The organism is Klebsiella pneumoniae complex sp. WS1778 (assembly GCF_049472055.1).
In the GTDB taxonomy this organism is placed as follows: Bacteria; Pseudomonadota; Gammaproteobacteria; order Enterobacterales; family Enterobacteriaceae; genus Klebsiella; species Klebsiella quasipneumoniae.
Map to the genome: position 1 here is coordinate 511,963 of NZ_JBKGTJ010000002.1, position 22,032 is coordinate 533,994.

At 60.2% G+C, this 22,032-nt stretch carries 21 protein-coding genes; 13 read left to right on the forward strand and 8 right to left on the reverse strand.

Annotated features, from left to right (window positions below; all coding sequences use genetic code 11):
- Positions 1–125 precede the first annotated feature (125 nt).
- The 3 genes from betI to betA are packed head-to-tail and all read left to right on the forward strand — an operon-like array spanning position 126 to position 3,877.
- Positions 126–713, forward strand: coding sequence for a transcriptional regulator BetI (gene betI / locus ACLEXF_RS12405; protein ID WP_017899038.1), 588 nt, complete (start codon positions 126–128; stop codon positions 711–713).
- A gap of 13 nt (positions 714–726) precedes the next feature.
- Positions 727–2,199, forward strand: a complete 1,473-nt coding sequence (betB, locus tag ACLEXF_RS12410; RefSeq protein WP_004885669.1) for a betaine-aldehyde dehydrogenase — start codon at positions 727–729, stop codon at positions 2,197–2,199.
- Between the two features lie 13 nt (positions 2,200–2,212).
- The gene (gene betA, locus ACLEXF_RS12415) at positions 2,213–3,877 is read left to right on the forward strand and encodes a choline dehydrogenase (RefSeq protein ID WP_017899036.1); all 1,665 of its coding nucleotides are present in this window, start codon (positions 2,213–2,215) and stop codon (positions 3,875–3,877) included.
- 63 nt (positions 3,878–3,940) lie between these two features.
- On the opposite strand, the gene ACLEXF_RS12420 is transcribed toward betA, so the two are convergent.
- The gene (locus ACLEXF_RS12420; RefSeq protein WP_064187567.1) at positions 3,941–4,297 is read right to left on the reverse strand and encodes a hypothetical protein; all 357 of its coding nucleotides are present in this window, start codon (positions 4,295–4,297) and stop codon (positions 3,941–3,943) included.
- A gap of 201 nt (positions 4,298–4,498) precedes the next feature.
- Between ACLEXF_RS12420 and ACLEXF_RS12425 the strand changes: the two genes are divergently transcribed.
- The 3 genes from ACLEXF_RS12425 to ACLEXF_RS12435 all read left to right on the forward strand — a co-directional run bounded on the left by ACLEXF_RS12425 (position 4,499) and on the right by ACLEXF_RS12435 (position 6,800).
- On the forward strand, positions 4,499–5,167 hold the full coding sequence (locus tag ACLEXF_RS12425) for a helix-turn-helix transcriptional regulator (RefSeq protein ID WP_023319927.1): 669 nt from the start codon (positions 4,499–4,501) through the stop codon (positions 5,165–5,167).
- A complete protein-coding gene (locus ACLEXF_RS12430; RefSeq protein ID WP_004885659.1) occupies positions 5,157–5,957 on the forward strand; it encodes a PhzF family phenazine biosynthesis protein in 801 nt (266 codons plus the stop codon). The genes ACLEXF_RS12425 and ACLEXF_RS12430 overlap by 11 nt, the downstream gene beginning before the upstream one ends.
- A 624-nt stretch (positions 5,958–6,581) precedes the next feature.
- Positions 6,582–6,800: a YgdI/YgdR family lipoprotein gene (locus ACLEXF_RS12435; RefSeq protein WP_004885657.1), complete on the forward strand. Its 219-nt coding sequence runs from the start codon at positions 6,582–6,584 to the stop codon at positions 6,798–6,800.
- A gap of 53 nt (positions 6,801–6,853) precedes the next feature.
- Here ACLEXF_RS12435 and ACLEXF_RS12440 read toward each other — a convergent pair whose 3' ends face one another.
- Positions 6,854–7,549, reverse strand: a complete 696-nt coding sequence (locus ACLEXF_RS12440) for a GNAT family N-acetyltransferase (protein WP_004885654.1) — start codon at positions 7,547–7,549, stop codon at positions 6,854–6,856.
- A gap of 205 nt (positions 7,550–7,754) precedes the next feature.
- On the opposite strand from ACLEXF_RS12440, the gene ACLEXF_RS12445 reads away from it, so the two are divergent.
- The 5 genes from ACLEXF_RS12445 (at position 7,755) to ACLEXF_RS12465 (ending at position 12,819) form a co-directional block, all read left to right on the forward strand.
- Positions 7,755–9,323 carry an ABC transporter substrate-binding protein gene (locus ACLEXF_RS12445; protein WP_004885652.1) on the forward strand — a complete coding sequence of 523 codons (1,569 nt, stop codon included), beginning with the start codon at positions 7,755–7,757 and terminating at the stop codon, positions 9,321–9,323.
- A gap of 120 nt (positions 9,324–9,443) precedes the next feature.
- Positions 9,444–10,466 (forward strand): ABC transporter permease, encoded by a 1,023-nt coding sequence (locus ACLEXF_RS12450; protein ID WP_064178052.1) that lies wholly within the window; start codon positions 9,444–9,446, stop codon positions 10,464–10,466.
- Complete coding sequence (locus ACLEXF_RS12455; RefSeq protein ID WP_004885647.1) at positions 10,466–11,299, forward strand: ABC transporter permease; 834 nt, start codon at positions 10,466–10,468, stop codon at positions 11,297–11,299. The genes ACLEXF_RS12450 and ACLEXF_RS12455 overlap by 1 nt, the downstream gene beginning before the upstream one ends.
- A complete protein-coding gene (locus ACLEXF_RS12460) occupies positions 11,292–12,128 on the forward strand; it encodes an ABC transporter ATP-binding protein (RefSeq protein WP_023319923.1) in 837 nt (278 codons plus the stop codon). Before ACLEXF_RS12455 ends, ACLEXF_RS12460 begins: the two co-directional genes overlap by 8 nt.
- Positions 12,115–12,819 carry an ABC transporter ATP-binding protein gene (locus ACLEXF_RS12465; protein WP_049004470.1) on the forward strand — a complete coding sequence of 235 codons (705 nt, stop codon included), beginning with the start codon at positions 12,115–12,117 and terminating at the stop codon, positions 12,817–12,819. The genes ACLEXF_RS12460 and ACLEXF_RS12465 overlap by 14 nt, the downstream gene beginning before the upstream one ends.
- A gap of 775 nt (positions 12,820–13,594) precedes the next feature.
- Here ACLEXF_RS12465 and ACLEXF_RS12470 read toward each other — a convergent pair.
- Positions 13,595–14,932: an aspartate aminotransferase family protein gene (locus ACLEXF_RS12470; RefSeq protein ID WP_004885639.1), complete on the reverse strand. Its 1,338-nt coding sequence runs from the start codon at positions 14,930–14,932 to the stop codon at positions 13,595–13,597.
- Between the two features lie 180 nt (positions 14,933–15,112).
- Between ACLEXF_RS12470 and ACLEXF_RS12475 the strand changes: the two genes are divergently transcribed.
- Entirely contained in the window at positions 15,113–15,877 is a 765-nt protein-coding gene (locus ACLEXF_RS12475; protein WP_004885636.1) for an SDR family NAD(P)-dependent oxidoreductase, read from the forward strand.
- Between the two features lie 52 nt (positions 15,878–15,929).
- Here ACLEXF_RS12475 and ACLEXF_RS12480 read toward each other — a convergent pair whose 3' ends face one another.
- The 4 genes from ACLEXF_RS12480 to ACLEXF_RS12495 are packed head-to-tail and all read right to left on the reverse strand — an operon-like array spanning position 15,930 to position 18,904.
- Positions 15,930–16,691 carry an amino acid ABC transporter ATP-binding protein gene (locus ACLEXF_RS12480; RefSeq protein ID WP_004151676.1) on the reverse strand — a complete coding sequence of 254 codons (762 nt, stop codon included), beginning with the start codon at positions 16,689–16,691 and terminating at the stop codon, positions 15,930–15,932.
- Positions 16,684–17,349 carry an amino acid ABC transporter permease gene (locus tag ACLEXF_RS12485; RefSeq protein ID WP_004885631.1) on the reverse strand — a complete coding sequence of 222 codons (666 nt, stop codon included), beginning with the start codon at positions 17,347–17,349 and terminating at the stop codon, positions 16,684–16,686. Before ACLEXF_RS12485 ends, ACLEXF_RS12480 begins: the two co-directional genes overlap by 8 nt.
- Positions 17,350–17,363: 14 nt before the next feature.
- Positions 17,364–18,005 carry an amino acid ABC transporter permease gene (locus ACLEXF_RS12490; RefSeq protein WP_002893187.1) on the reverse strand — a complete coding sequence of 214 codons (642 nt, stop codon included), beginning with the start codon at positions 18,003–18,005 and terminating at the stop codon, positions 17,364–17,366.
- A 47-nt stretch (positions 18,006–18,052) separates the two neighbouring features.
- Positions 18,053–18,904 carry a transporter substrate-binding domain-containing protein gene (locus ACLEXF_RS12495; protein ID WP_423265769.1) on the reverse strand — a complete coding sequence of 284 codons (852 nt, stop codon included), beginning with the start codon at positions 18,902–18,904 and terminating at the stop codon, positions 18,053–18,055.
- Between the two features lie 240 nt (positions 18,905–19,144).
- Here ACLEXF_RS12495 and ACLEXF_RS12500 point away from each other — a divergent pair, with 240 nt between their 5' ends.
- Complete coding sequence (locus tag ACLEXF_RS12500; protein WP_094334185.1) at positions 19,145–20,608, forward strand: PLP-dependent aminotransferase family protein; 1,464 nt, start codon at positions 19,145–19,147, stop codon at positions 20,606–20,608.
- On the opposite strand, the gene ACLEXF_RS12505 is transcribed toward ACLEXF_RS12500, so the two are convergent.
- A complete protein-coding gene (locus ACLEXF_RS12505) occupies positions 20,605–21,939 on the reverse strand; it encodes a PLP-dependent aminotransferase family protein (RefSeq protein ID WP_048294359.1) in 1,335 nt (444 codons plus the stop codon). The genes ACLEXF_RS12500 and ACLEXF_RS12505 overlap by 4 nt on opposite strands.
- Between the last annotated feature and the right edge of the window lie 93 nt (positions 21,940–22,032).

The following is a 22,032-nucleotide window of genomic DNA, read 5'->3' on the forward strand; positions in this document are numbered from 1 at the left end:
GTATCCCCACTGTTTTTGTAACTATTAAAATTCAATCACGTAACAATTAAGACACATTTTATATTGAACGTCCAATCAAAAACCGCTTTAATAGTTAACCAACGCTGATGAATGGAGTGGCAAAAATGCCCAAACTGGGGATGCAGCCAATCCGGCGCAGGCAACTGATCGACGCCACGCTGGACGCAATAAATGAAGTCGGAATGCACGACGCGACCATCGCGCAGATCGCCCGACGGGCGGGCGTGTCGACGGGGATCATCAGTCACTATTTCAAAGACAAAAATGGTCTGCTGGAGGCGACCATGCGCGACATCACCAGCCAGCTACGCGACGCGGTGCTCAACCGTCTGCACGCTCTGCCGGACGGCAGCGCCGGAGAGCGCCTGCAGGCGATAGTCGGCGGCAACTTTGATGAGACGCAGATCAGCAGCGCGGCGATGAAGGCCTGGCTGGCCTTCTGGGCCAGCAGCATGCACCAGCCGATGCTCTACCGCCTGCAGCAGGTGAGCAGCCGCCGCCTGCTGTCGAACCTGGTGTACGAGTTCCGCCGCGAGCTGCCGCGCCAGCAGGCCCAGGAGGCCGGCTACGGGCTGGCGGCGCTGATAGACGGCCTGTGGCTGCGCGCCGCCCTGAGCGGCAAACCGCTGGATAAGACGCTGGCGCAGTCGCTGACCAGCCACTTCATCAGCCAGCATTTACCGACCGAATAACCGAGGAGAATTTATGTCCCGAATGGCAGAACAGCAGCTTTATATCCATGGTGGTTATACATCCGCCACCAGCGGTCGCACCTTCGAGACCATTAACCCGGCCAACGGTGAAGTCCTGGCAAGCGTACAGGCTGCCGGACGCGAGGATGTCGACCGCGCCGTCGAGAGCGCGCGGCGTGGGCAAAAAATCTGGGCGGCGATGACCGCCATGGAACGCTCGCGCATCCTGCGTCGCGCCGTCGATATCCTGCGCGAACGGAACGACGAGCTGGCAAAGCTGGAAACCCTCGACACCGGTAAAGCGTATTCCGAAACCTCAACCGTGGATATCGTCACCGGCGCGGACGTGCTGGAGTATTACGCGGGGCTGATCCCGGCGCTGGAAGGCAGTCAGATCCCCCTGCGCGAGACGTCGTTCGTCTACACCCGCCGCGAACCGCTGGGTGTGGTGGCCGGGATTGGCGCATGGAACTACCCGATCCAGATCGCTCTGTGGAAATCCGCCCCGGCGCTGGCCGCCGGCAATGCGATGATCTTCAAGCCGAGCGAAGTGACCCCGCTCACCGCCCTGAAACTTGCCGAAATCTATACCGAAGCGGGTCTGCCGGACGGCGTGTTTAACGTCCTGCCGGGTGTGGGCGCGGAGACCGGCCAGTACCTGACCGAGCATCCGGGTATCGCTAAGGTCTCCTTTACCGGCGGCGTCGCCAGCGGCAAAAAGGTGATGGCCAACGCGGCGGGCTCGTCCCTGAAAGAGGTGACGATGGAGCTGGGCGGCAAATCGCCGCTGATTATTTTCGACGATGCGGATCTCGATCTCGCCGCCGACATCGCCATGATGGCCAACTTCTTCAGCTCCGGACAGGTGTGCACCAACGGCACCCGGGTGTTCGTCCCCGCGAAGGTTAAGGCGGCGTTTGAGCAGAAAATCGTTGAGCGCGTGGGCCGCATCCGTGCGGGCGATCTGTTCGATGAACGCACCAACTTTGGCCCGCTGGTCAGCTTCCCGCACCGTGACAATGTGCTGCGCTACATCGCCAAAGGCAAAGCAGAAGGCGCGAACCTGCTGTGCGGCGGCGACGTGCTGAAGGGCGAAGGCTTTGACAACGGCGCGTGGGTGGCCCCGACCGTGTTTACCGACTGCAGCGATGAGATGACCATCGTGCGCGAGGAGATCTTCGGCCCGGTGATGTCCATCCTCACCTATGACACCGATGAAGAAGCGATCCGCCGCGCCAACGATACCGACTACGGTCTGGCGGCGGGTATCGTCACGGCCGACCTGAACCGCGCCCACAGCGCCATTCATCAGCTCGAAGCGGGTATCTGCTGGATCAACACCTGGGGGGAATCCCCGGCGGAGATGCCGGTCGGCGGCTATAAGCACTCCGGCATTGGCCGCGAGAACGGCGTGATGACCCTGCAGAGTTACACCCAGGTGAAGTCCATCCAGGTTGAGATGGGTAAATTCCAGTCCATATTTTAACCGGGAGGTTTTTTTGCAATTTGACTACATCATTATTGGCGCCGGCTCCGCCGGCAACGTTCTGGCGACACGACTGACTGAAGATCCAAACACCACCGTCCTGCTGCTGGAAGCCGGCGGCCCGGACTACCGGTTCGATTTCCGCACCCAGATGCCCGCCGCGCTGGCTTATCCGCTGCAGGGCAAGCGCTACAACTGGGCCTACGAGACCGAACCTGAGCCGTACATGAACAATCGCCGCATGGAGTGCGGACGCGGCAAAGGGCTCGGCGGCTCGTCGCTGATCAACGGCATGTGCTACATACGCGGCAACGCCCTGGACCTCGATAACTGGGCCGCCGCGCCAGGGCTGGAACACTGGAGCTATCTCGACTGCCTGCCCTACTACCGGAAAGCGGAAACCCGTGATATCGGGCCCAACGACTACCACGGTGGCGATGGCCCGGTGAGCGTCACCACGCCGAAGCCGGGCAATAATCCGCTCTTCGAGGCGATGGTTGAAGCCGGGGTGCAGGCGGGTTATCCGCGCACCGACGATCTTAACGGTTACCAACAGGAAGGCTTTGGTCCGATGGACCGCACCGTGACGCCGCAGGGCCGTCGCGCCAGCACCGCCCGCGGCTATCTCGACCAGGCGCGCGGTCGCCCCAACCTGACCATCCGCACCCATGCGCTGACCGATCATATTATTTTTGCCGGCAAGCGCGCGGTGGGCGTCGAGTGGCTGGAGGGGGAAAGCACTATCCCGTCAAAAGCGACGGCCAACAAAGAGGTACTGCTGTGCGCCGGGGCGATTGCCTCGCCGCAGATCCTGCAGCGCTCCGGCGTCGGCAATCCCGAGCTGCTCAGGCAGTTCGATATCCCGGTGGTGCACGATCTGCCCGGCGTGGGTGAGAACCTGCAGGACCATCTGGAGATGTATCTGCAATATGAATGCAAAGAGCCGGTGTCGCTCTACCCGGCGCTGCAGTGGTGGAACCAGCCGAAGATCGGCGCCGAGTGGCTGTTCGGCGGCACCGGGATCGGCGCCAGTAACCAGTTCGAAGCGGGCGGTTTTATCCGCAGCCGCGCCGAGTTCGCCTGGCCGAACATTCAGTACCACTTCCTGCCGGTGGCGATTAACTACAATGGCTCCAACGCGGTGAAAGAGCATGGCTTCCAGTGCCACGTCGGTTCGATGCGTTCTCCCAGCCGCGGCCACGTGCGCCTGAAGTCGCGCGACCCGCACGCCCACCCGGCGATCCTGTTTAACTATATGTCCCATGAGCAGGACTGGCAGGAGTTCCGCGACGCCATTCGCATTACCCGGGAGATCATGAACCAGCCGGCGCTGGATAAGTATCGCGGCCGCGAAATCAGCCCGGGTATTGACTGCCAGAGCGATGCCGAGCTGGATGAGTTTGTGCGCAACCACGCCGAGACCGCATTCCACCCATGCGGGACCTGTAAGATGGGTTACGACGAGATGGCGGTGGTCGACGGCGAAGGCCGGGTCCACGGTCTGGAAGGCGTGCGGGTGATCGATGCGTCGATTATGCCGCAGATCATCACCGGCAACCTGAACGCCACCACCATTATGATCGGCGAGAAGATGGCTGACGCTATTCGCGGCCGCCAGCCGCTGCCGCGCAGCACCGCGGCGTATTATGTCGCTGGCGACGCGCCGGTTCGCCGCTAACCGTTTAGGCCACGCTTGTCCTTTCCCGTGCGGAAAGGACACTCCTCACCTTTCCAGCATCCCTTAGCGCTCAAGGCACGGCTGAATAATGCTATCAACAGCAGCATTCACCTGTTTTGCACCGGATATCAGGGTGATACTTATCGCCCTCGCCCCAGCCACCTGATACATATCGATCTGGGCGACTCGTGTGCCATGCTGCGAAATATCAAAGAAGTTTGGCGCATTCTGCTCGGGGATGATGCGCTCAACCTCATAGCCATGCGGCTTCAGGGCGCTGCGTATGCAGTCATAGCGCCAGTGCAGCCCCAGCCGATCGGATACCGAATAAGTCTGATAGATGGTTTTGTCGCCGAAGGGGTGAATGACTCCGCAGGCCACCAGCAGAACGGCAATGGCTATCAAGCCAAAAATTCTCATTATATTTCCATAACATAAAGACGCACCCGACATGAGCGCTGACGCTTTGCGCAGCGGAATTTACGCTGCCAGCGCTAAAAATTCAACTTTTTGTTGATAATTAAACATTGTGCGTATAACTTAATCCTGTCAGCGAATCTCCCATGGTAAAATAGCGTTCCGGGGTCGCTTCCTGACCACGATTCCAGCAGAGGATCATCCATGACATCAGAGTACACACAGCAGGTTGCACAGATCGCCGGGCCGCTTGAAGCAGCCATGGACGCCATGGCGGGAACGTTATCAGCGAATCAGGAGGTGGTGTTGCATAATCTCACTACCCCTGAACATTCCATTATCAAAATTATTAACGGTCATGTTAGCGGCAGGGGTAATGGCGATCATTTATTAGCCGGCCCGGAAAAAGATACCGGTTTTGCGCTGCTTCTGCAGAAGACGAATAACAACAAGCCGAGAACCATAAGCGATTATAAAACCGTCACCGCTTCAGGGAAAACGCTCAATAGCGCATCGACAATTTATTACAGCGAAGAGGGATATCCGCTTATCGCCTTCTGTATTAATGTCGACCCCTCGCCTTATGAGCAAATACGCAAGAGCCTTGACGCGCTGCTGCCATCGCCGGCGGAGGCCGCAGAGGCGGTCGATCTTAATTTAGGCGGATTGATCGATCAGTCAATCCAGGAAATCATTGATAAATATTCAGTGCCGGGTAAAAAAATACAAAAAGCGCAGCGTTTGAAAATTGTCGCTGAAATGCATACGAAAGGTATTTTTAAAATGCGCGGGGGCGTGCAGCAGGCGGCTCAGGCCCTGGGGGTAACACGATATACGGTTTATAATGACCTTGAGGTGATGAATGAAAAATAATTCACAGCAGCGCATTCGCTTTTATCAGGTCGATGCTTTCTCAAAAGGCCCCTTTACCGGCAATCCCGCCGCGGTTTGTTTGCTGGAGGCGTGGCCTGAAGATAGCGTGCTGCAGCGCATTGCGACGGAAAACAACCTGTCGGAAACGGCCTTTGTTGTCAGGCAGCCTGACGGTTTCGGATTGCGATGGTTTACCCCAGCCGTCGAGGTCGATCTCTGCGGTCATGCCACGCTGGCTGCGGCCAGCGTGCTGCTCAATCAACAAGCGCGCGATCGGGTGCGTTTTTTCACCCGCAGCGGCGCGCTGGACGTCACGTTGCATGACGGAAAATATACCCTGGATTTTCCGCTGGTTGTTCCGTCACCCATCGCCGCGCCGCAAGGATTGTTCAAGGCGCTGGGACTGGCTGAAGACGCAGGTGAAACCTGGCAAGCCTCCGATATTATTGTCGTCATTGATGACGAAGCGCTGTTGGACGCGCTTAAACCCGACTTTAACGCCTTGAATGCCTTCAACACCCGTGGCGTGGTGGTCACGGCCGCATCACGGACCTTCGATTTTCGTTCTCGCTGGTTCGGTCCGCAGGTGGGAGTCAACGAAGATCCGGTCACCGGTTCGGCACATACTTTTCTGGCGCCGCTGTGGAGTGAGAAACTGGCGAAAAAAACGCTTCATGCCCAGCAAGGTGGTAACCGTAAGGGAGAACTCTTCTGCCACATCAAAGATAACGGACGTGTTGAACTCTCAGGCGAAGCCTGTCTGGTTATTGAAGGTACCTTTATTTTGTAAACCGACGAATCTATAGCTTATTTGCTAAATTATATTAGCTTAATGGCGAATTGTGATTCTCATCATCTTAAATAGGCCTCATTAATATTTTGGTGAGAATCATTTAATAACGTCATCCGGGGTTTGCCGTTTCCAGCCCCGGAGCATTGATTACAACAGGCATTTTTTATCCGTTACGTGCGAAAAGATAATAAGCGTGCTGCCTGCGCAACAGAGTCTGCGGCAGGCATAGCCAGCTTCAGCCATAAAAATGAGATTTTTAATGTTGTGTTAGCCAAAAATGCCTGAACGGGTCTTTGAATGGTTATCACTGGAATCGTTACTTTAACTCTGGGTATTAAATAACAACTAGCAAGTCGTTCATCCCGACAATATTGCCGAGAACTCACCTCTGCCGGTGTCGGAATCGGGAGCACTGACAGGGCTAACAGAGAGAATATTATGTTAACAAAACCAGATGATGAATCTAAGAAAAAAGCCACGCCCCTTGAGCGTCGTATTGTGGTTATTACGTTAGTCGCCATGTTAATACTTTATTCGGTGTTAATTATGACCCACTTTCGATAACTGGTTAGTCTGTCATATTCTGCGGCCCACCGTGGCTTTCTTACAACAGGTAGCACAATGAAAAAGTTCGTTGCAGTATTCGGTTTGGCATTATTAACGTTCACCGTTGCGGGGTGTTCCAGCGATTATGTATTAGAGAAAAAAAATGGTGAGATGATTATCACCCACGGAAAACCGGAGGTCGATGACGATACTGGGTTAATCACCTATGAGGATATCGCGGGAAATGAACATGCCATTAACCGGGATCAAATTATTCAGATGATCGAGAAATAGCCTTTGTATGGGCAGAGCTGGCGTGATGCGCTCTGCCCATTCACTTTGCAGAGTTAGCGAAACGCCTCCAGGCGTTTGATCTGCTGCCCGTCGGCAGTAAAGTTTTCCGCCGCCAGCCACGCCCGCAGCGCCGCATCGCGCGCAGGCCACTCGCCGTCGATGATGGACAGCATATCGCTGTCGCGCGTCCGCCCTTTACGCACCAGCCTCTGCCGCAGACGTCCTTCCCAGCTAAAGCCCAGCCGTTCGGCGGCGCGGCGCGAGGCGACATTCATCGAATCGCATTTCCACTCCAGCCGACGATAGCCATGGTCAAAGCCGTTCTTCAGCAGCAGCCAGACCGCTTCGGTACCCAGCGGGGTGTTTTTCATCCGTCGCGACCAGGTGACATGGCCGATCTCAACCGTGCCCATTTCCCGTTCGATCGCCATATAGCTGACGATGCCCACCGCCTGCTCGCTGCGCAGGTCAACCACCGCATACGGCACCAGGGCATCATCATTCACCTTGCCCGCGATCCAGTGGGCGGTCGCCGCCACGCTCTCCGGCCGCGTAGACGCCAGCCACGTCCAGTCGCTGTTGTCACCGAGCGCATAGGCGGCAAACAGATCCGCCGCATGACGGTCAACGTCCAGCGGCTCCAGTCGACAAAAACGGCCATTTAACGCCGTCCGTCGCAGGACTCGCGCCCCCTGCCAGCCTGGGACAAGGTCGTTCACCTGCTGGCCAAACTCATTGATTTCCGGCACACCCACCTCCTCGCAATAGACAATGCGTTATAGCAAGAAGCCCGCAGCGGAGAAAGGCGCTTCTGCGCGACCGGCAATAACCTGTCGTTCTTGATTATGCGTTTTTAGCATAAGAATATCCTTATTTTGACTTTACGCCTTTTGGCAAGCGGCCTAACGTAGCGAGGCATAAAAAATTAAAATAACCATTTTTCAGGGATTGCACATGACCAAAAAACTGTTGCCTTTACTGGTACTGACGGCGCTCTCCACCGCCGCGCATGCCGCCACGCCGCCCAACACGCTGGTGGTCGCCCAGGGTCTCGACGATATCGTCAGCCTCGACCCGGCGGAAGCAAACGAACTCTCCAGCATTCAGACGGTCCCCAGCCTCTACCAGCGTCTGGTGCAGCCGGACCGCAACAACCCTGAAAAAATCGTACCGATTCTCGCCGAAAGCTGGCAGGCCGATCCGGCGGCGAAAACCCTGACCATTAAACTGAAGCCGGATGCCAAATTCGCCTCCGGTAATCCGCTGCGCCCGGAAGATGTGATTTTCTCATACACCCGCGCGGTGACGCTGAATAAATCGCCAGCGTTTATTCTCAACGTGCTCGGCTGGCAGCCGGACAACATCGCCAGCCAGCTGAAAAAAGTTGACGATCATACCCTGACGCTGCACTGGACCGCCGACGTCAGCCCGGCGGTGGCGCTGAATATTCTCTCCACCCCCATCGCCTCCATCGTTGATGAAAAACAGGTGGCGCCGAACGCGAAAAATAACGACTTCGGCAACGACTGGCTGAAGATGCACTCGGCGGGCAGCGGGGCCTATAAAATGCGCGTCTACCAGCCGCATCAGGCCATCGTGCTGGAGGCCAACGCCAGCTCCCCCACCGGCGCGCCAAAGATCAAAAGCATTATTATTAAAAACGTCCCCGACCCGGCTTCCCGCCGCCTGCTGATCCAGCAGGGGGATGCCGACGTGGCCCGCGACCTCGGCGCTGACCAGATAGCCGCCCTGCAGGATAAACCCGGCGTGAAGGTGCTGAGCATCCCGTCCGCCGAGCAAAACTACCTGGTGTTTAATACCGCCAACAGCGCCAACCCGCTGCTGAATAATCCGGCCTTCTGGGAGGCGGCGCGCTGGCTGGTCGATTATGAAGGCATCACCAAAAATCTGCTGAAAGGACAGTACTTTATTCATCAAAGCTTCCTGCCGGCCGGACTGCCGGGGGCGCTGGAGACCAATCCGTTCACCTTCAACCCGCAAAAAGCTAAGGCTATCCTCGATAAAGCGGGCATTAAGGATGCCCACTTCACCCTCGACGTGGAGAACAAACCGCCGTTTATCACCATCGCCCAGTCGCTGCAGGCCAGCTTTGCCCAGGGTGGGGTGAAGGTGGATCTGCTACCCGCCGCCGGCAGCCAGGTCTATGCCCGGGTGCGCGCGAAGCAGCATCAGGCGGCGATCCGCCTGTGGATCCCGGACTACTTTGATGCCCATTCCAACGCCAGCGCCTTTGCATGGAACGATGGTAAATCCAGCACCGTGGCCGGGCTCAACGGCTGGCAGATCCCTGAGCTGAATAAAGCCACCCTCGCCGCGGTGGCGGAGCCGGACCCGGCGAAACGCCTCGACCTGTACAAAACGATGCAGGAAACCCTGCTGCAGCATTCGCCATACGTCTTTATTGACCAGGGGAAAACCCAGATCGTGGTGCGCGACAACGTGAAGGGCTATCAGCAGGGGCTGAACGCCGATATGGTCTGGTACGATAACGTCACCAAGTAAGCGGGTTATGTCACCGGGCATGGCGGCCTCGCCCTGCCCGGATGACCGTTTCGCCACCCGGGTCCGGTGGGCGTCGCGCCGCCGGGAACCATGTTGATATACCAGGAATTTCCATTTTCCATGCCATCGTTTTCCACTCATTTTACCCGCCTGCTGCAGGGGCTGTTTACCCTGCTGCTGACGCTGTTCGGGCTGCTGCTGGTCACCTTCGCGCTCTCCGCGCTGTCGCCGGTCGACCGCGTGCTGCAGATCGTCGGCGACCATGCCAGTCAGTCGACTTACGACCAGGTTCGCCATCAGTTGGGTCTCGACCAACCGCTGCCGGTCCAGTTCTGGCACTACCTGGTCAACCTGTCCCATGGCGATCTTGGCATCGCCAGCGCCACCGGCCAGCCGGTGCTTCACGACCTGCTGGCGGTCTTTCCGGCAACCCTTGAGCTGGCGACCCTGGCGCTGATCGTCGGCGCGGTACTGGGCATCGTCGCCGGGGTACTGTGCGCCCGTTACGCCGGTTCGCCGTGGGATTTGGCGGTGCGCACCTTTACCCTGTTGGGCAACTCGGTGCCCATTTTCTGGCTCGGCCTGCTGATGCTGGCCCTGTTTTACGCCCGGCTACAGTGGGCGCCGGGCCCAGGTCGCCTCGACGATATTTATCAGTACACCGTCGAGCCGCGCAGCGGTTTTGCGCTGATCGACACCTGGCTCTCCGGCGATATGGCGGCGTTTAAAAATGCCATCGGCCATCTGCTGCTGCCGGTGCTGGTGCTGGCCTATTACTCGCTGGCCAGCATCACCCGCCTGACCCGCTCCGCCTGCCTGAGCGAGATGAACAAAGAGTACATTCTGCTGGCGCGGGCCAAAGGGGCTGGTGAGATGACAATTCTGCTGCGCCACGTCCTGCCCAATATCCGCGGCACTCTGCTGACGGTGACCGCCCTCGCCTGGACCTCGATGCTCGAAGGGGCGGTGCTCACCGAAACCGTCTTCTCGTGGCCGGGGATCGGCCGCTACCTCACTACGGCGCTATTCGCGGGGGATACCACGGCGATCATGGGCGGCACGCTGCTGATTGGCGTGAGCTTTGTGCTGATCAATAACCTGACCGACCTGCTGGTGCGGTTAACCGACCCGAGGGTGCGCTGATGCCGACTTATCTGTTTTTACGCCGTCTGCGCCGATCACCCGCCGCCTTCAGCGGCCTGGCCCTGGTGATCCTGCTGGTGCTGACCGCGCTATTCGCCCCGTGGCTGGCGCCGCACGATCCCAACTGGCAGGATGCCGCCGCCCGTCTGCAGGGACCTGGCGCGGGGCACTGGCTCGGCACCGACAGCTACGGCCGTGACCTGCTGTCGCGCCTGCTCTACGGCGCACGTCCGGCGCTGGGTCTGGTGGCGCTGGTAACCGCCATTACCCTGCCCGTCGGGCTGCTGGTGGGTATCCTCTCCGGCTACTATGGCGGGTGGCTGGAGCGAATACTGATGCGGTTTACCGACGTGGTGATGTCGATGCCGCGGTTGATCCTCGCCTTCGCGTTCGTGGCGATGCTCGGCCCGGGGCTGGTCAACGGCGCGCTGGCGTTAGCCCTGACTACCTGGCCGGCCTATGCCCGTCAGGCGCGCAGCGAAATTCAGCGCCTGCGCCATAGCGACTATCTCGCCGCGGCGGAGATGCTGGGCATCCGCGGCGGGCGGCTGCTGGTCGGCCATATTCTGCCGCTATGTCTGCCGTCGGCAATTGTCCGGCTGGCGCTCGATCTGGCGGGTATTATTCTCGCCGCCGCCGGGCTCGGCTTTCTCGGCCTTGGCGCTCGCCCGCCGATGGCGGAGTGGGGAGCGATGATTGCCGACGGGATGCAGGTGATTTTCGACCAGTGGTGGATCGCTGCCATCCCCGGCGCGGCGATCCTGCTCGCCAGCCTGGCGTTTAACCTGCTGGGCGATGGCCTGCGCGATATTCTGGAGCCGCAACATGACTGACATCCGACTGACCGTGCAGGGACTCGCTGTCGACTACCCCACCGCCCGGGTGGTGGACAACGTCAGCTTCACCCTCGGCAACGAGCGGCTGGCGCTGGTGGGCGAATCCGGCTCCGGCAAATCAATGACCGCCCGGGCGCTGATGGGCCTGGTGCGCAAGCCCGGGATAGTGAGCGCCGAACGGCTGGAGGTGCTGGGGCGTGATGTGCTGACCCTTAGCGCCCGCGGCTGGCGCGAGCTGCGCGGCAACGATATCGCTATGGTGCTGCAGGACCCGCGCTATGCGCTGAATCCGGTGCAGTCTATTCAGACGCAGCTGGAAGAGGCGTTAACCCTGCATCAGCGTCTCAGCCGCCGCGGGCGCGCCGAGGCGGTCAAAGACGCTATCGCCGCCGTCGGTCTGGATCTCCCGGTCCTCAGCCGCTATCCCGGCGAACTCTCCGGCGGGATGGGGCAGCGGGTAATGATCGCCCTCGCGCTGCTCAATAACCCGAAGGTGCTGATAGCCGACGAGCCGACCTCAGCCCTTGACGCCCGCCTGCGCAACCAGATCCTCGAGCTGCTGGTGGAGCAGTGCGCGCAGCGGCAGATGGCCATGTTACTGATCAGCCACGATCTGCCGTTAGTGGCCGCGCATTGCGATCGCGTGCTGGTGATGTACCAGGGGAGACAGGTCGACGAGATGCCAGCGCGGGCGCTACCGACGGCGACGCACCCTTATACCCGCACCCTGTGGACCTGCCGGCCGAATGCGCATACTTACGGCCAGATGCTGCCGACCCTCGACAGAACTCAGGACTTTACGGAGACGGCCCATGGCGATCGTTAATCTTCAGGATTTACAGGTAACATTCGGCGCGAAGACGGCGGTCTCCGCCGCCAGTTTCCGTGTCGACGCCGGGGAAACCTTCAGCCTGATCGGCGCCTCGGGCTGCGGTAAATCGACGATTTTGCGCGTGCTCGCCGGATTACAGCGCGAATGGCGCGGCAGCGTGGATCTGCTCGGCCAGGCCATTACGCCGGGCGCCCGCTTTCAGGGCGAGCTGCGGCGCAACGTGCAGATGGTGTTTCAGGATCCGTATGCTTCGCTGCATCCCAACCATACCCTGTGGCGCACCCTGGCGGAGCCGCTGCAGATCCACGGCATCCGCGACGTTGCCCCGCGGGTGACCACCGCCCTTGAGCAAGTGGGTCTGGCCGCCGACGCCGCGCGCCGCTATCCGCATCAGCTCTCCGGCGGTCAACGGCAGCGCGTGGCCATTGCCCGCGCCCTGCTGCTGCGCCCGCAGATCCTGCTGCTGGATGAGCCGACCTCGGCACTGGATATGTCGGTACAGGCGGAAATCCTCAATCTGCTAAACCGCCTGAAACAGGAGCACGGCATGACCTATCTGCTGGTCAGCCATGATGCCGACGTCATCGCCCATATGTCCGATCGGGCAGCGTTTATGGCGGAGGGCGTGATCCAGCGCTTTTTCGATCGCGACGCGCTGGTCAACGGGGAACACCGAATGAGGTGAAGGCAGCGGATGCGCGGTTGTTTTGTCGGGTGGCGCTTCGCTTACCCGACCTACGATTCGTGCGACCTGCCGTTAATTTACCCACTTGCGGCGACTGAAACTGCCAGTTTTCCCCCTCTCCCTATGTATGAAGGGCCGGAGTGAGGCTCGGTTTTCCCCCTCTCCCTGTGGGAGAGGGCCGGGGTGAGGGCAACAGAGCGCACCCTGTCCCCGCTGCCCGGCGCCTTAGCCCGATGCGCCGTTGCTTTGTCGGGTGGCGCTTCGCTTACCCGACCTGGGATTCGTGCGACCTGCCGTTAATTTATTCACCAGCCTTGCTGAAACTGCCGGTGCTGGCGGCCTCAAAATCGCTGAGACGTTCCCGGAAGGCCGGGGCAGCCCGCATGGATGCGGGCTGAGGGCCGTGTTTTGCAGGGACGCTGCCTCGGCCCGACCCGAAGCCTGCAGGGAAAAGTCGAAGGTACCGCGCAGCGGCGATGTTGCTGGCCGGAGCCCGGGGGTACAGGGGGCGGCGGCGACTGGCCGCCCCCTGTGCGCTCCTTGCGCCATGAATGACATAACGCAGAAGAAATATTGGGAGCGCAATCTGCCCGGAATTAACACAGAAGCTGTAGCCCTGCCAGACGCAGCGCGAACAGGGAAATATTCAGTTGTGACGTTATTTCGCCGGGTGGCGGCTGCGCCTTACCCGGCCTACGGGATCCACACACAGGCTCATACCCCGTAGGCCCGTGCAAACGCAGCGCCGCCGGGCAACAGTATCCGGCCCCCTCCCCTACTTCGCCAGGCTGGCAAAGCGGGCGAATACCGCATCAAAAATCGCCAGCCCCTGCGCCACCTGCTCAGCAGTAATGGTGCACGGCGGCACCACGTGAATGCGGTTTTCCACCACAAAGGCCAACAGTCCGGCCTCGGTTAAGGCCCCTTTGATCGCGGCCATGTCGGCGGCGGTCAACGGCGTTTTTTGTTTACGGCTGCTTACCAGCTCCAGCGCCTGGAACAGGCCGCGACCGCGCACCTCGCCGATAATGGCGTGCTTCTCCGCCAGCGCCTCGAGGCCGGGTCGCAGCACCTCATTGCCGATATAGGCCGCGTTCTCAACCACCTTCTCCTCTTTCATCGCGTCGATGGTGGCGACAATCGCCGCCATCGCCAGCGGATGGCCGGAGTAGGTCAGCCCCCCTGCAAAGAAGTGGTCGTCAAAGTAGCGGGCAATCGGCTCGCTAATCAGCACCCCGCCCGCCGGCACGTAGCCGGCGTTAACCCCCTTGGCAAAGGTCACCAGATCCGGCACCACGCCATCCTGTTCGAAGGCGAACCAGCTGCCGGTGCGGCCAAAGCCGGCCATCACCTCATCGAGGATCAGCACGATGCCAAACTCGTCGGCCAGAGCGCGCACGCCCTGCATATAGCCTGCCGGCGGCACGAGGATCCCGGCGGTGCCGGGGATGGACTCCAGCAGGATCGCCGCGATGGACGTCGGCCCCTCGCATTCAATGATCCGCCGCAGATGCGCCAGCGCGCGCTGGCACTCCTCTTCCTCGGTCGCGGCGTTGAACTCGCTGCGGTAAAGGTAGGGGTTGAAGAAGTGTACATGGCCGCGGGAGAACTCATTCGGCACCCGGCGCCAGTCGCCGGTGGCGGCGATCGCGCTGCCGGTGTTGCCATGGTAGGAACGATAGGCCGAGAGCACCTTGTCGCGCCCGGTATAGAGCCGCGCCATGCGAATCGCGTTCTCATTGGCATCCGCCCCGGCGTTGGTGAAGAACACCTTGCTGAAGCCCGCCGGCGCCAGGTCGACGATGCGCTTCGCCGCTTCGCCGCGGGCAAGGTTGGCGGTGGCGGGCGCGATGGTGACCAGGGTCTCCAGCTGAGCTTTCATGGCCGCCAGCACCCGGGGATGTTGATAGCCAATGTTGACGTTCACCAGCTGGCTGCTGAAGTCGAGCCAGGTATTCCCCTCATAATCCCACAGCTCGCAGCCTTGCGCCCCGGCGATGACCAGCGGGTTGAGATTGCCCTGCATCGACCATGAATGAAACACATAGGCGCGATCCAATTGCCGAACTTCGTCATTGCTTACCGCGACCTCGTTGTGAATTGCCAGCTTCATACCCTGCCCTCTCTCATGTCGTAGTGGTTGGCTTCATCATTGGCCGCGGCCGCGCAAATCGGATAGAGCCAGTGCGCGCAAAACGATGTGACACGGTGTCACATCCCCGCCCGTCGTCTGGCCCTGTGCCTTGCCGTCCGGCGTTTTTATAGTGAAGAGACAACCGCACAGGAGAATGAGATGGCAACGAGCAACGTAGTGTTTATCACCGGGGCGACCTCGGGTTTTGGCGAAGCGGCAGCGCAGGTGTTTGCCGACGCGGGCTGGTCGCTGGTGTTGAGCGGGCGCCGCTATCCGCGACTGAAGGCCTTACAGGACAGCCTCGCCGCTAAGGTGCCGGTGCATATTATTGAGCTTGACGTTCGTGACAGCGAGGCAGTGGCTGCCGCCGTGGCGTCGCTGCCCGCCGATTTCGCCGATGTCACCACCCTGATCAACAACGCCGGGCTGGCGCTGTCGCCGCTGCCGGCGCAGGAGGTGGCGCTAGAGGACTGGAAAACGATGATCGACACCAATGTCACCGGTCTGGTGACGGTCACCCACGCCCTGCTGCCGACGCTGATTCGCCATGGCGCCGGAGCGAGCATTATCAATATCGGCTCGATCGCCGGACAGTGGCCCTATCCCGGCAGCCATGTCTATGGCGCCAGCAAGGCCTTCGTGAAACAGTTCAGCTATAACCTGCGCTGCGATCTGCTTGGCACCGGCGTGCGAGTCACCGATCTGGCGCCGGGGATTGCCGAGACCGAATTTACCCTGGTGCGCACTAAGGGCGACCAGGCGGCATCGGATAAGCTCTATCGCGGCACCACGCCGCTGAGCGCGCGCGATATCGCCGAGCAGATGTTTTATATCGCCACGCTGCCGGCGCATATGAACATTAACCGGGTAGAGGTGATGCCGGTGCGTCAGGCGTGGCAGCCGTTCGCCATCGATCGGGATTAAGAGAAGCCCGACGCTTCCCCTGCCGCGTTGCCGGCAGGGGGGACAGGCCGGTCTAGCGGCTGCTTTGCAGAAACTGCCTGACGCGTTCGGAGTCAGGTTGCGTGAAGAACTTCTCCGGCGGCGCCTTCTCAATCAGCAGCCCCTTCTCCAGAAACACCACCTCATTGGACACCTGGCGGGCAAAATCCATCTCGTGGGTCACCACCACCATGGTGTAGCCCTCGGCGGCAAGGGCTTTCATCACTCCTAACACCTCGTTCACCAGCTCCGGATCCAGCGCCGAGGTCGGTTCATCGAAGAGGATGACTTCTGGCGACATCGCCAGCGAACGGGCGATCGCCACCCGCTGCTTCTGCCCGCCGGAGAGGGTGATCGGGTAGACATCGGCTTTGTGCGCCATGCCGACTTTCTCCAGCTGCTGCATGGCCATGGCCTTCGCCTCGTCCCGCTTCATGCCCTTAACGCGCAGCAGCGCCTCGCTGACGTTCTGCTGCACGGTCAGATGCGGCCACAGGTTAAAACTCTGAAACACCATCCCCACCCGCTCGCGGATTTTCGCCAGCTGGCGGTGCGACATCGCCCGGCCGCGCTGTTCATCAATCCCCAGCCGCTGACCGCCGATATGAATTTCACCGCGGTCCGGCTGTTCCAGCCAGTTCATACAGCGCAGCAGGGTGGATTTTCCCGACCCGGACGAGCCGAGAATACTCACCACGGTCCCCTTCTCCACCGTCAGGTTAATATCCCGCAGGACTTCCACATTATCGAACTGCTTGGAGACGTTTTTGACGCTTACGGCAATAGACTCAGGCATGGCTCATTCCTCGTTTGGCTCCCCAGGCGGTCAGGCGCTTAATCAGCAGTTCCAGCAGAATGCTGATCGCCCAGTAAAGCCCAATGGCGACGATAAAGGCGTTAAACGGAATAAAATAGGTCGCCTGGACGCTGTTGGCGGCGGCGGTGATCTCCTGAACGGTAATAATGCTCAGGAAAGCGGTGTCCTTCAGGCAGATAATCAGCTGATTGCCGATCAGCGGTAAGGCGGAAGAGACGATATTGGGTAAAATAATCCGCCGAAAAATGGCATAGCGAGAAAAGCCCTGAGCAATCGCCGCTTCAATATACCCGCCGGAAAATACCCGCCGCTGGCTGCGCAATATTTCAAAGAAGTAGGCGCCATGATAAATAATCAGGGCCAATAAACCGGCGGTCCACGGCTCCATGCTAATACCGAGCTGCGGCAGTCCGTAATACAGCAGATAAGCGAGGATCAAAAAAGGGATCGCGCGCATCAGGCTGACAAAGCCAATGATAACCCGGTTAAGGACTTTCTTTTGATATTCACTCAAATAGCACAGCGCAATACCGATAATAAGTGCCGCCAGGGCGGCGGTAATAAACAGTTCGAGGGTCGCGAATAACCCGGCAATAAAGCTATCGCGTACCGACCAGATAACGCCCCACTGATTCATACTACCTCCCGTTGCTAGCGCGCCAGGCGCCTGGCTTTCCGTTCCGCGATCCCCTGCAGCTTCAATAAACAGCCGATGATCGCCACATACAGCAGGCCGGCGGCGAGGATCGGCGACAGCGGCTCGTAGGTGACCGAGGAGATACGGTTGGTCACCCGGGTAAGATCCACCACGCCAATCACGGCGATCGCCGGGCTACCTTTGATCAAAAACGACATCTCATTGACCAGCGCCGGCAGGCTCTCGATCCACATCTGCGGCAGCATGATGTAGCGGAAGTAGGTCCAGCGGCGCATTCCCACCGACTCCGCCGCCTCCCGCTGTTCGCGCGGAAAGGTACGGAAGGCGTTGCGCCAGATCTCAGCGTTAAACGCCGACGTGTTAAGCGTCAGCGCCACAATCGCGGCCACGTTCTTGTCGAGGTTAATACCCATCGTGGGCAGCGAAAGAAACAGAAACAGCACCAGCGTCACCAGCGGCGTCGCGCGGGCCAGGCTGATATAGACCACCAGCAGCTGGTCGATAACCGGCAGACGCAGCATCCGCACCAGGGCGATCAGCAGCCCCGCCACCACCCCGAAGGCGATAGCGATGGCCGAAATCCAGAGGGTCGTCCATGCGCCTTCGATTAATAACTGCCAGGAAATTGCATCCATGAGGCCCTCCTTCTCAGCAACAGGCGGCGGTCGCCCGCCGCGGAACATTACAGACCGGCAAGCTTATGAAACTGTTCCGGGCTGGTGATCGCCTCGGTGGGCAGGTTGTCATAGGTTTCGCCAAACCATTTTTTCTGCAGCTCGGCGAGCTTGCCGGTCTCCTTCATGTGGTTCATAAACTTGGTCATATAGGCCAGCAGCTGCGACGAGTTTTTCGGGATCGGCCACGCCATATAGCCCGGTCCGGAGACGGCCAGCCCTTTGGCGAAGACCTTCGGTTTGGCTTTCGCCAGGTCGTTTACCGAGATAACCACGTTAATCACGTAATCCAGCCGCTTATTCGCCAGGTCGGCGTAGGCTTCCGGATAGGAGGGGTACTCCACCACCGGTCCCAGCTTGCCGCCGGTCTTCTCCAGCATCGCCTTCAGCTCCGGCAAACGCGCCAGCAGCGCGCTGCCTGCCTGCACGCCCACTTTTTTGCCGCTGAGATCGGCAATGGTATTTAGCGAGGTATCGCCAGCGCGTTTGACGAAATAGTGCTGCGCGGAGGCCCATGGTGGGGTGAAATCAAAGACTTTCAGCCGCTCATCGGTAATAACCGCCCCGGTTAAGGCCATATCGTATTGTCCGGTGGAGACAGCCGCTAATAATCCGGTCCACGGTAATATGCTCTGGTCGACATGAAATTTGGCGTATTTACGTAACTCCTCAAGCATATCTTTGTTAAAGCCATCGGCCTGGCCATTATTCATAAAGTTAAACGGCGCATAATCATCTTCCGTCGCCACTTTCAGGGTGCCGGATTTTTCTATTTCCGGCAGATCGGCCGCGACGGCGTGATAAGAAAAAGCAACCGTTAATACAGCGCTCAGACATATTGATGCCAATGATTTTTTCATTATTTCACCCCTGATGGATTGGCCAGACGGGTTCATTCCAGAACGCGAAAAGGTTTATGCAAAATAGAGGCCGGGAGGTTCCGGTCCACGGCGGCTGAATGCGTTTTTAATGTGGGAGCGTTTTGCAATTCCGTATAGAGCCAGATGGGCCGCATCGCTGTGTCAGATGGCGGAAGGGTGGTATGGAATTTGCTGAGCTTAGCGGGTGGTCGCGATGCGTTATTGCCAGAGGAGCCCCGTATGATCCGTCACCTGTTACACGTTGATTTTGAGCCTGGCCGCGGTTTGCAGGAACAGGTGCGAGAGACGCTGGTGAATGCCATTCTCAGCGGGATCTTCGCCGCCGACACCCCGCTGCCCTCCTGCCGCCAGCTGGCCAGCCAGCTGCGCGTCTCGCGCAACACCACCGCCCTGGTGTTCGAAAGCCTGGTCAACGAGGGCTACCTGATTAGCCGCCCGCGAAGTGGTTACTACCTGCACCCCGACTATCACGATGCTTCACCTGCCGCGGTCGAGAGTGCACCGCAGCGCGAAGCGGCTGCACCACGCTGGGGCGACCGGCTGCAGATGACCCCCAGCCAGCAGGAGTCGATCCTCAAACCGGCGGGCTGGATGCACTACCGCTACCCGTTTATCTACGGCCAGCCCGATACCCGGCAATTCCCGCTGGCCACCTGGCGCTCGGCGGCGAACTGGCTGCACGGCGGGGTGCGCGACCCGGCGTGGGTCATCGACCATATTGACCAGGATGTGCCGATGCTCATCGAGCAGATCCGCACCCGGGTGCTGCCCAAGCGCGGCATTGTCGCCGCCCCGGACGAAATTCTCATCACCCTGGGCTCGCAAAACGCCCTCTACCTGCTGACCCGGCTGCTGCTCTCCTCCACCACCCGCATTGGCGTCGAAAACCCCTGCTTTCGCGAAGCCATCAACACCTTTCTGCTCGCCGACGCCGAGGTGGTGCCGCACCCGGTGGATGAAGAGGGGATCGTGCTTAACGAACGTCCCTGCGATTACTACTATGTCACCCCCGGCCACCAGGTGCCCACCGGGGTGGCAATGAGCAGCGCGCGCCGCCGCCAGCTGCTGGATCATGCCGCCCGCCATGACGCGGTGATCATTGAAGATGATTATGACTCGGAGAGTAACTTTACCCTCAACCCGCTGCCGGCGCTGAAGGCCAGCGACCGCAGCGGCCGGGTGGTGTATGTCAGCAGCCTGTCAAAGGCGCTATCGCCGGGGCTGCGGCTGGGATTTATGGTCGCCGACCCGGACCTGATCGACGAGGCGCGCGCCCTGCGCCGGCTGGTCTATCGCCATCCGCCGACCAACATTCAGTACCAGATGGCCCATTTCCTCGCCCAGGGCCATTATGAAACCCATCTGCGGCGCTACCACTACGACTCCGCCCAGCGCTGGGAGCGCCTGCACACCGCCCTGCAGCGCTATCTGCCGTCGTGCCGCGCGCTGGCGGGGAGCGAACACGCTAACGCCTTCTGGCTGCAGACCCCGGCGCAGATCAACACCCAGCAGCTTACCTGGCGCGCCGCCCACGCCGGCGTGCTGATTGAGCCCGGGGCGCGCCATTTTCTCAGCGCCGCGCCGCCGGATAACTACTTTCGCATGGGATTCCACGCCATTAACCCCGACGCCATCGCCCAGGGGGTGGAGGTCCTGCGCGGCCAGCTGGAGCAGATGGGTTAGCGAAATTGTTCGTACTCAACGGCATCGCGCACGCTGAGCAACGCCGGGCGCAGACTGTCGAAAGGCACCGATCCGAGCGCAATGCGCAGCGCCTGTGGAATCGTGGCGGAGACGCAGAACGGCTCGGCGGTCGACACCGAAATACGCTGTTCCATCAGCGCGTTCGCCAGCCGATCGGCCCGGCTCTCTTCCCCCAGAGGCAGCCAGACGAAGTACGAATCGGGATGACTGACGACGGGAAGCCCGCAAAGCACCTCGCGGGCCACCTGTTGCCGCTGCCGCGCATCCTGGCGTTTCTGTGTTTCAAAGCGGGCCACCGTGCCATCTTCAATCCAGGCGCAGATCAGCGAACTTATCAGCGTCGGCGTATTCCACGTCGTGGCCCGGATGGCGCGCTCAATCTCCGGCCGATAGCGCGGGGGAGAAATCACCACTCCCACGCGCAGCCCGGTGGCGATATTTTTCGAAAATCCGGTGACATACACCGTTCTTTCCGGCGCATAGCTGACCACCGGCGGCGGCGGGCGGCTCACCAGCCTGGCGTAAGCCGCATCTTCAATAATCAGCAGATCGTGCTGGCGCGCGAGGTCGGCCAGCGCCTGCCGCTGCCCGGCGTTGAGCACCCAGCCCAGCGGATTGTGCAGCGTCGGCATGGTATACACCGCCCGCACTCGCCGCTGCTGGCACAGCGCATGAAGCGCCTGCAGGTCCGGCCCCTCGGCCCCACAGGGGATGGCCGCCAGCTCCAGATGATAGAGCGCCGCCAGCACCTTGAAGCCCGAATAGGTCAGAGCATCAACCGCCACCACATCGCCCGGACGTAACAGCCCCATAACGGTCACCGCCAGCCCGTGCTGTGCGCCGTTAACGATCAGGACATTTTCCGCGGCCGGCGCAAAGTGTCGGCAGGTCAAATGGCGGGCGATAATGTCCCGCTCGGCGAGCCGCCCGGCGTGAGGCTGATAGCGCAGATGCGAATCAATATCGCCCGCCATCGCCAGCTGCCTGAGCGCCTCGCGCAGCGCATCGCCCTGCGCCGGCAGCGAAGGGTAGTTGAAGTTAAGATCCACGACGTCAGCGGCCACCACCTGCTGATCGACCCCATGCCCCGGCGGCAGCGCGAGGTCGCGCACGAAGGTGCCGCGGCCGGTTTCGCCGCTAACCAGCCCCATCTCTTCCAGTTCACGGTAGACGCGGGTGGCGGTGGCCAGCGAGAGGCGTTCATCGGCGGCAAGGGTACGGTGCGTTGGCAGACGGCTGCCGGCGGACAGCTGCCCACTGCGGATCGCCTGCGCGTATCGGTCGACAACGGCTTTGTATCGAGCTTTCATCGTGAAATGTATCTATGACAATAATTTGATTGTATCAGATTAGCCACATTACCATCGCCACTGACGATGCTCAAGCGGGCGCAGCCCAATCAG

Coding starts and splice junctions, on each gene's coding strand:
- ACLEXF_RS12470 (WP_004885639.1), bottom strand. CDS start 14,932: ATGAAGCTGGCAATTCACAACGAGGTCGCGGTAAGCAATGACGAAGTT.
- ACLEXF_RS12465 (WP_049004470.1), top strand. CDS start 12,115: ATGGCGATCGTTAATCTTCAGGATTTACAGGTAACATTCGGCGCGAAG.
- ACLEXF_RS12480 (WP_004151676.1), bottom strand. CDS start 16,691: ATGCCTGAGTCTATTGCCGTAAGCGTCAAAAACGTCTCCAAGCAGTTC.
- ACLEXF_RS12500 (WP_094334185.1), top strand. CDS start 19,145: ATGATCCGTCACCTGTTACACGTTGATTTTGAGCCTGGCCGCGGTTTG.
- ACLEXF_RS12445 (WP_004885652.1), top strand. CDS start 7,755: ATGACCAAAAAACTGTTGCCTTTACTGGTACTGACGGCGCTCTCCACC.
- ACLEXF_RS12430 (WP_004885659.1), top strand. CDS start 5,157: ATGAAAAATAATTCACAGCAGCGCATTCGCTTTTATCAGGTCGATGCT.
- betI (WP_017899038.1), top strand. CDS start 126: ATGCCCAAACTGGGGATGCAGCCAATCCGGCGCAGGCAACTGATCGAC.
- betB (WP_004885669.1), top strand. CDS start 727: ATGTCCCGAATGGCAGAACAGCAGCTTTATATCCATGGTGGTTATACA.
- ACLEXF_RS12435 (WP_004885657.1), top strand. CDS start 6,582: ATGAAAAAGTTCGTTGCAGTATTCGGTTTGGCATTATTAACGTTCACC.
- ACLEXF_RS12485 (WP_004885631.1), bottom strand. CDS start 17,349: ATGAATCAGTGGGGCGTTATCTGGTCGGTACGCGATAGCTTTATTGCC.
- ACLEXF_RS12455 (WP_004885647.1), top strand. CDS start 10,466: ATGCCGACTTATCTGTTTTTACGCCGTCTGCGCCGATCACCCGCCGCC.
- ACLEXF_RS12495 (WP_423265769.1), bottom strand. CDS start 18,904: ATGAAAAAATCATTGGCATCAATATGTCTGAGCGCTGTATTAACGGTT.
- ACLEXF_RS12450 (WP_064178052.1), top strand. CDS start 9,444: ATGCCATCGTTTTCCACTCATTTTACCCGCCTGCTGCAGGGGCTGTTT.
- ACLEXF_RS12475 (WP_004885636.1), top strand. CDS start 15,113: ATGGCAACGAGCAACGTAGTGTTTATCACCGGGGCGACCTCGGGTTTT.
- ACLEXF_RS12460 (WP_023319923.1), top strand. CDS start 11,292: ATGACTGACATCCGACTGACCGTGCAGGGACTCGCTGTCGACTACCCC.
- ACLEXF_RS12505 (WP_048294359.1), bottom strand. CDS start 21,939: ATGAAAGCTCGATACAAAGCCGTTGTCGACCGATACGCGCAGGCGATC.
- ACLEXF_RS12425 (WP_023319927.1), top strand. CDS start 4,499: ATGACATCAGAGTACACACAGCAGGTTGCACAGATCGCCGGGCCGCTT.
- ACLEXF_RS12490 (WP_002893187.1), bottom strand. CDS start 18,005: ATGGATGCAATTTCCTGGCAGTTATTAATCGAAGGCGCATGGACGACC.
- ACLEXF_RS12420 (WP_064187567.1), bottom strand. CDS start 4,297: ATGAGAATTTTTGGCTTGATAGCCATTGCCGTTCTGCTGGTGGCCTGC.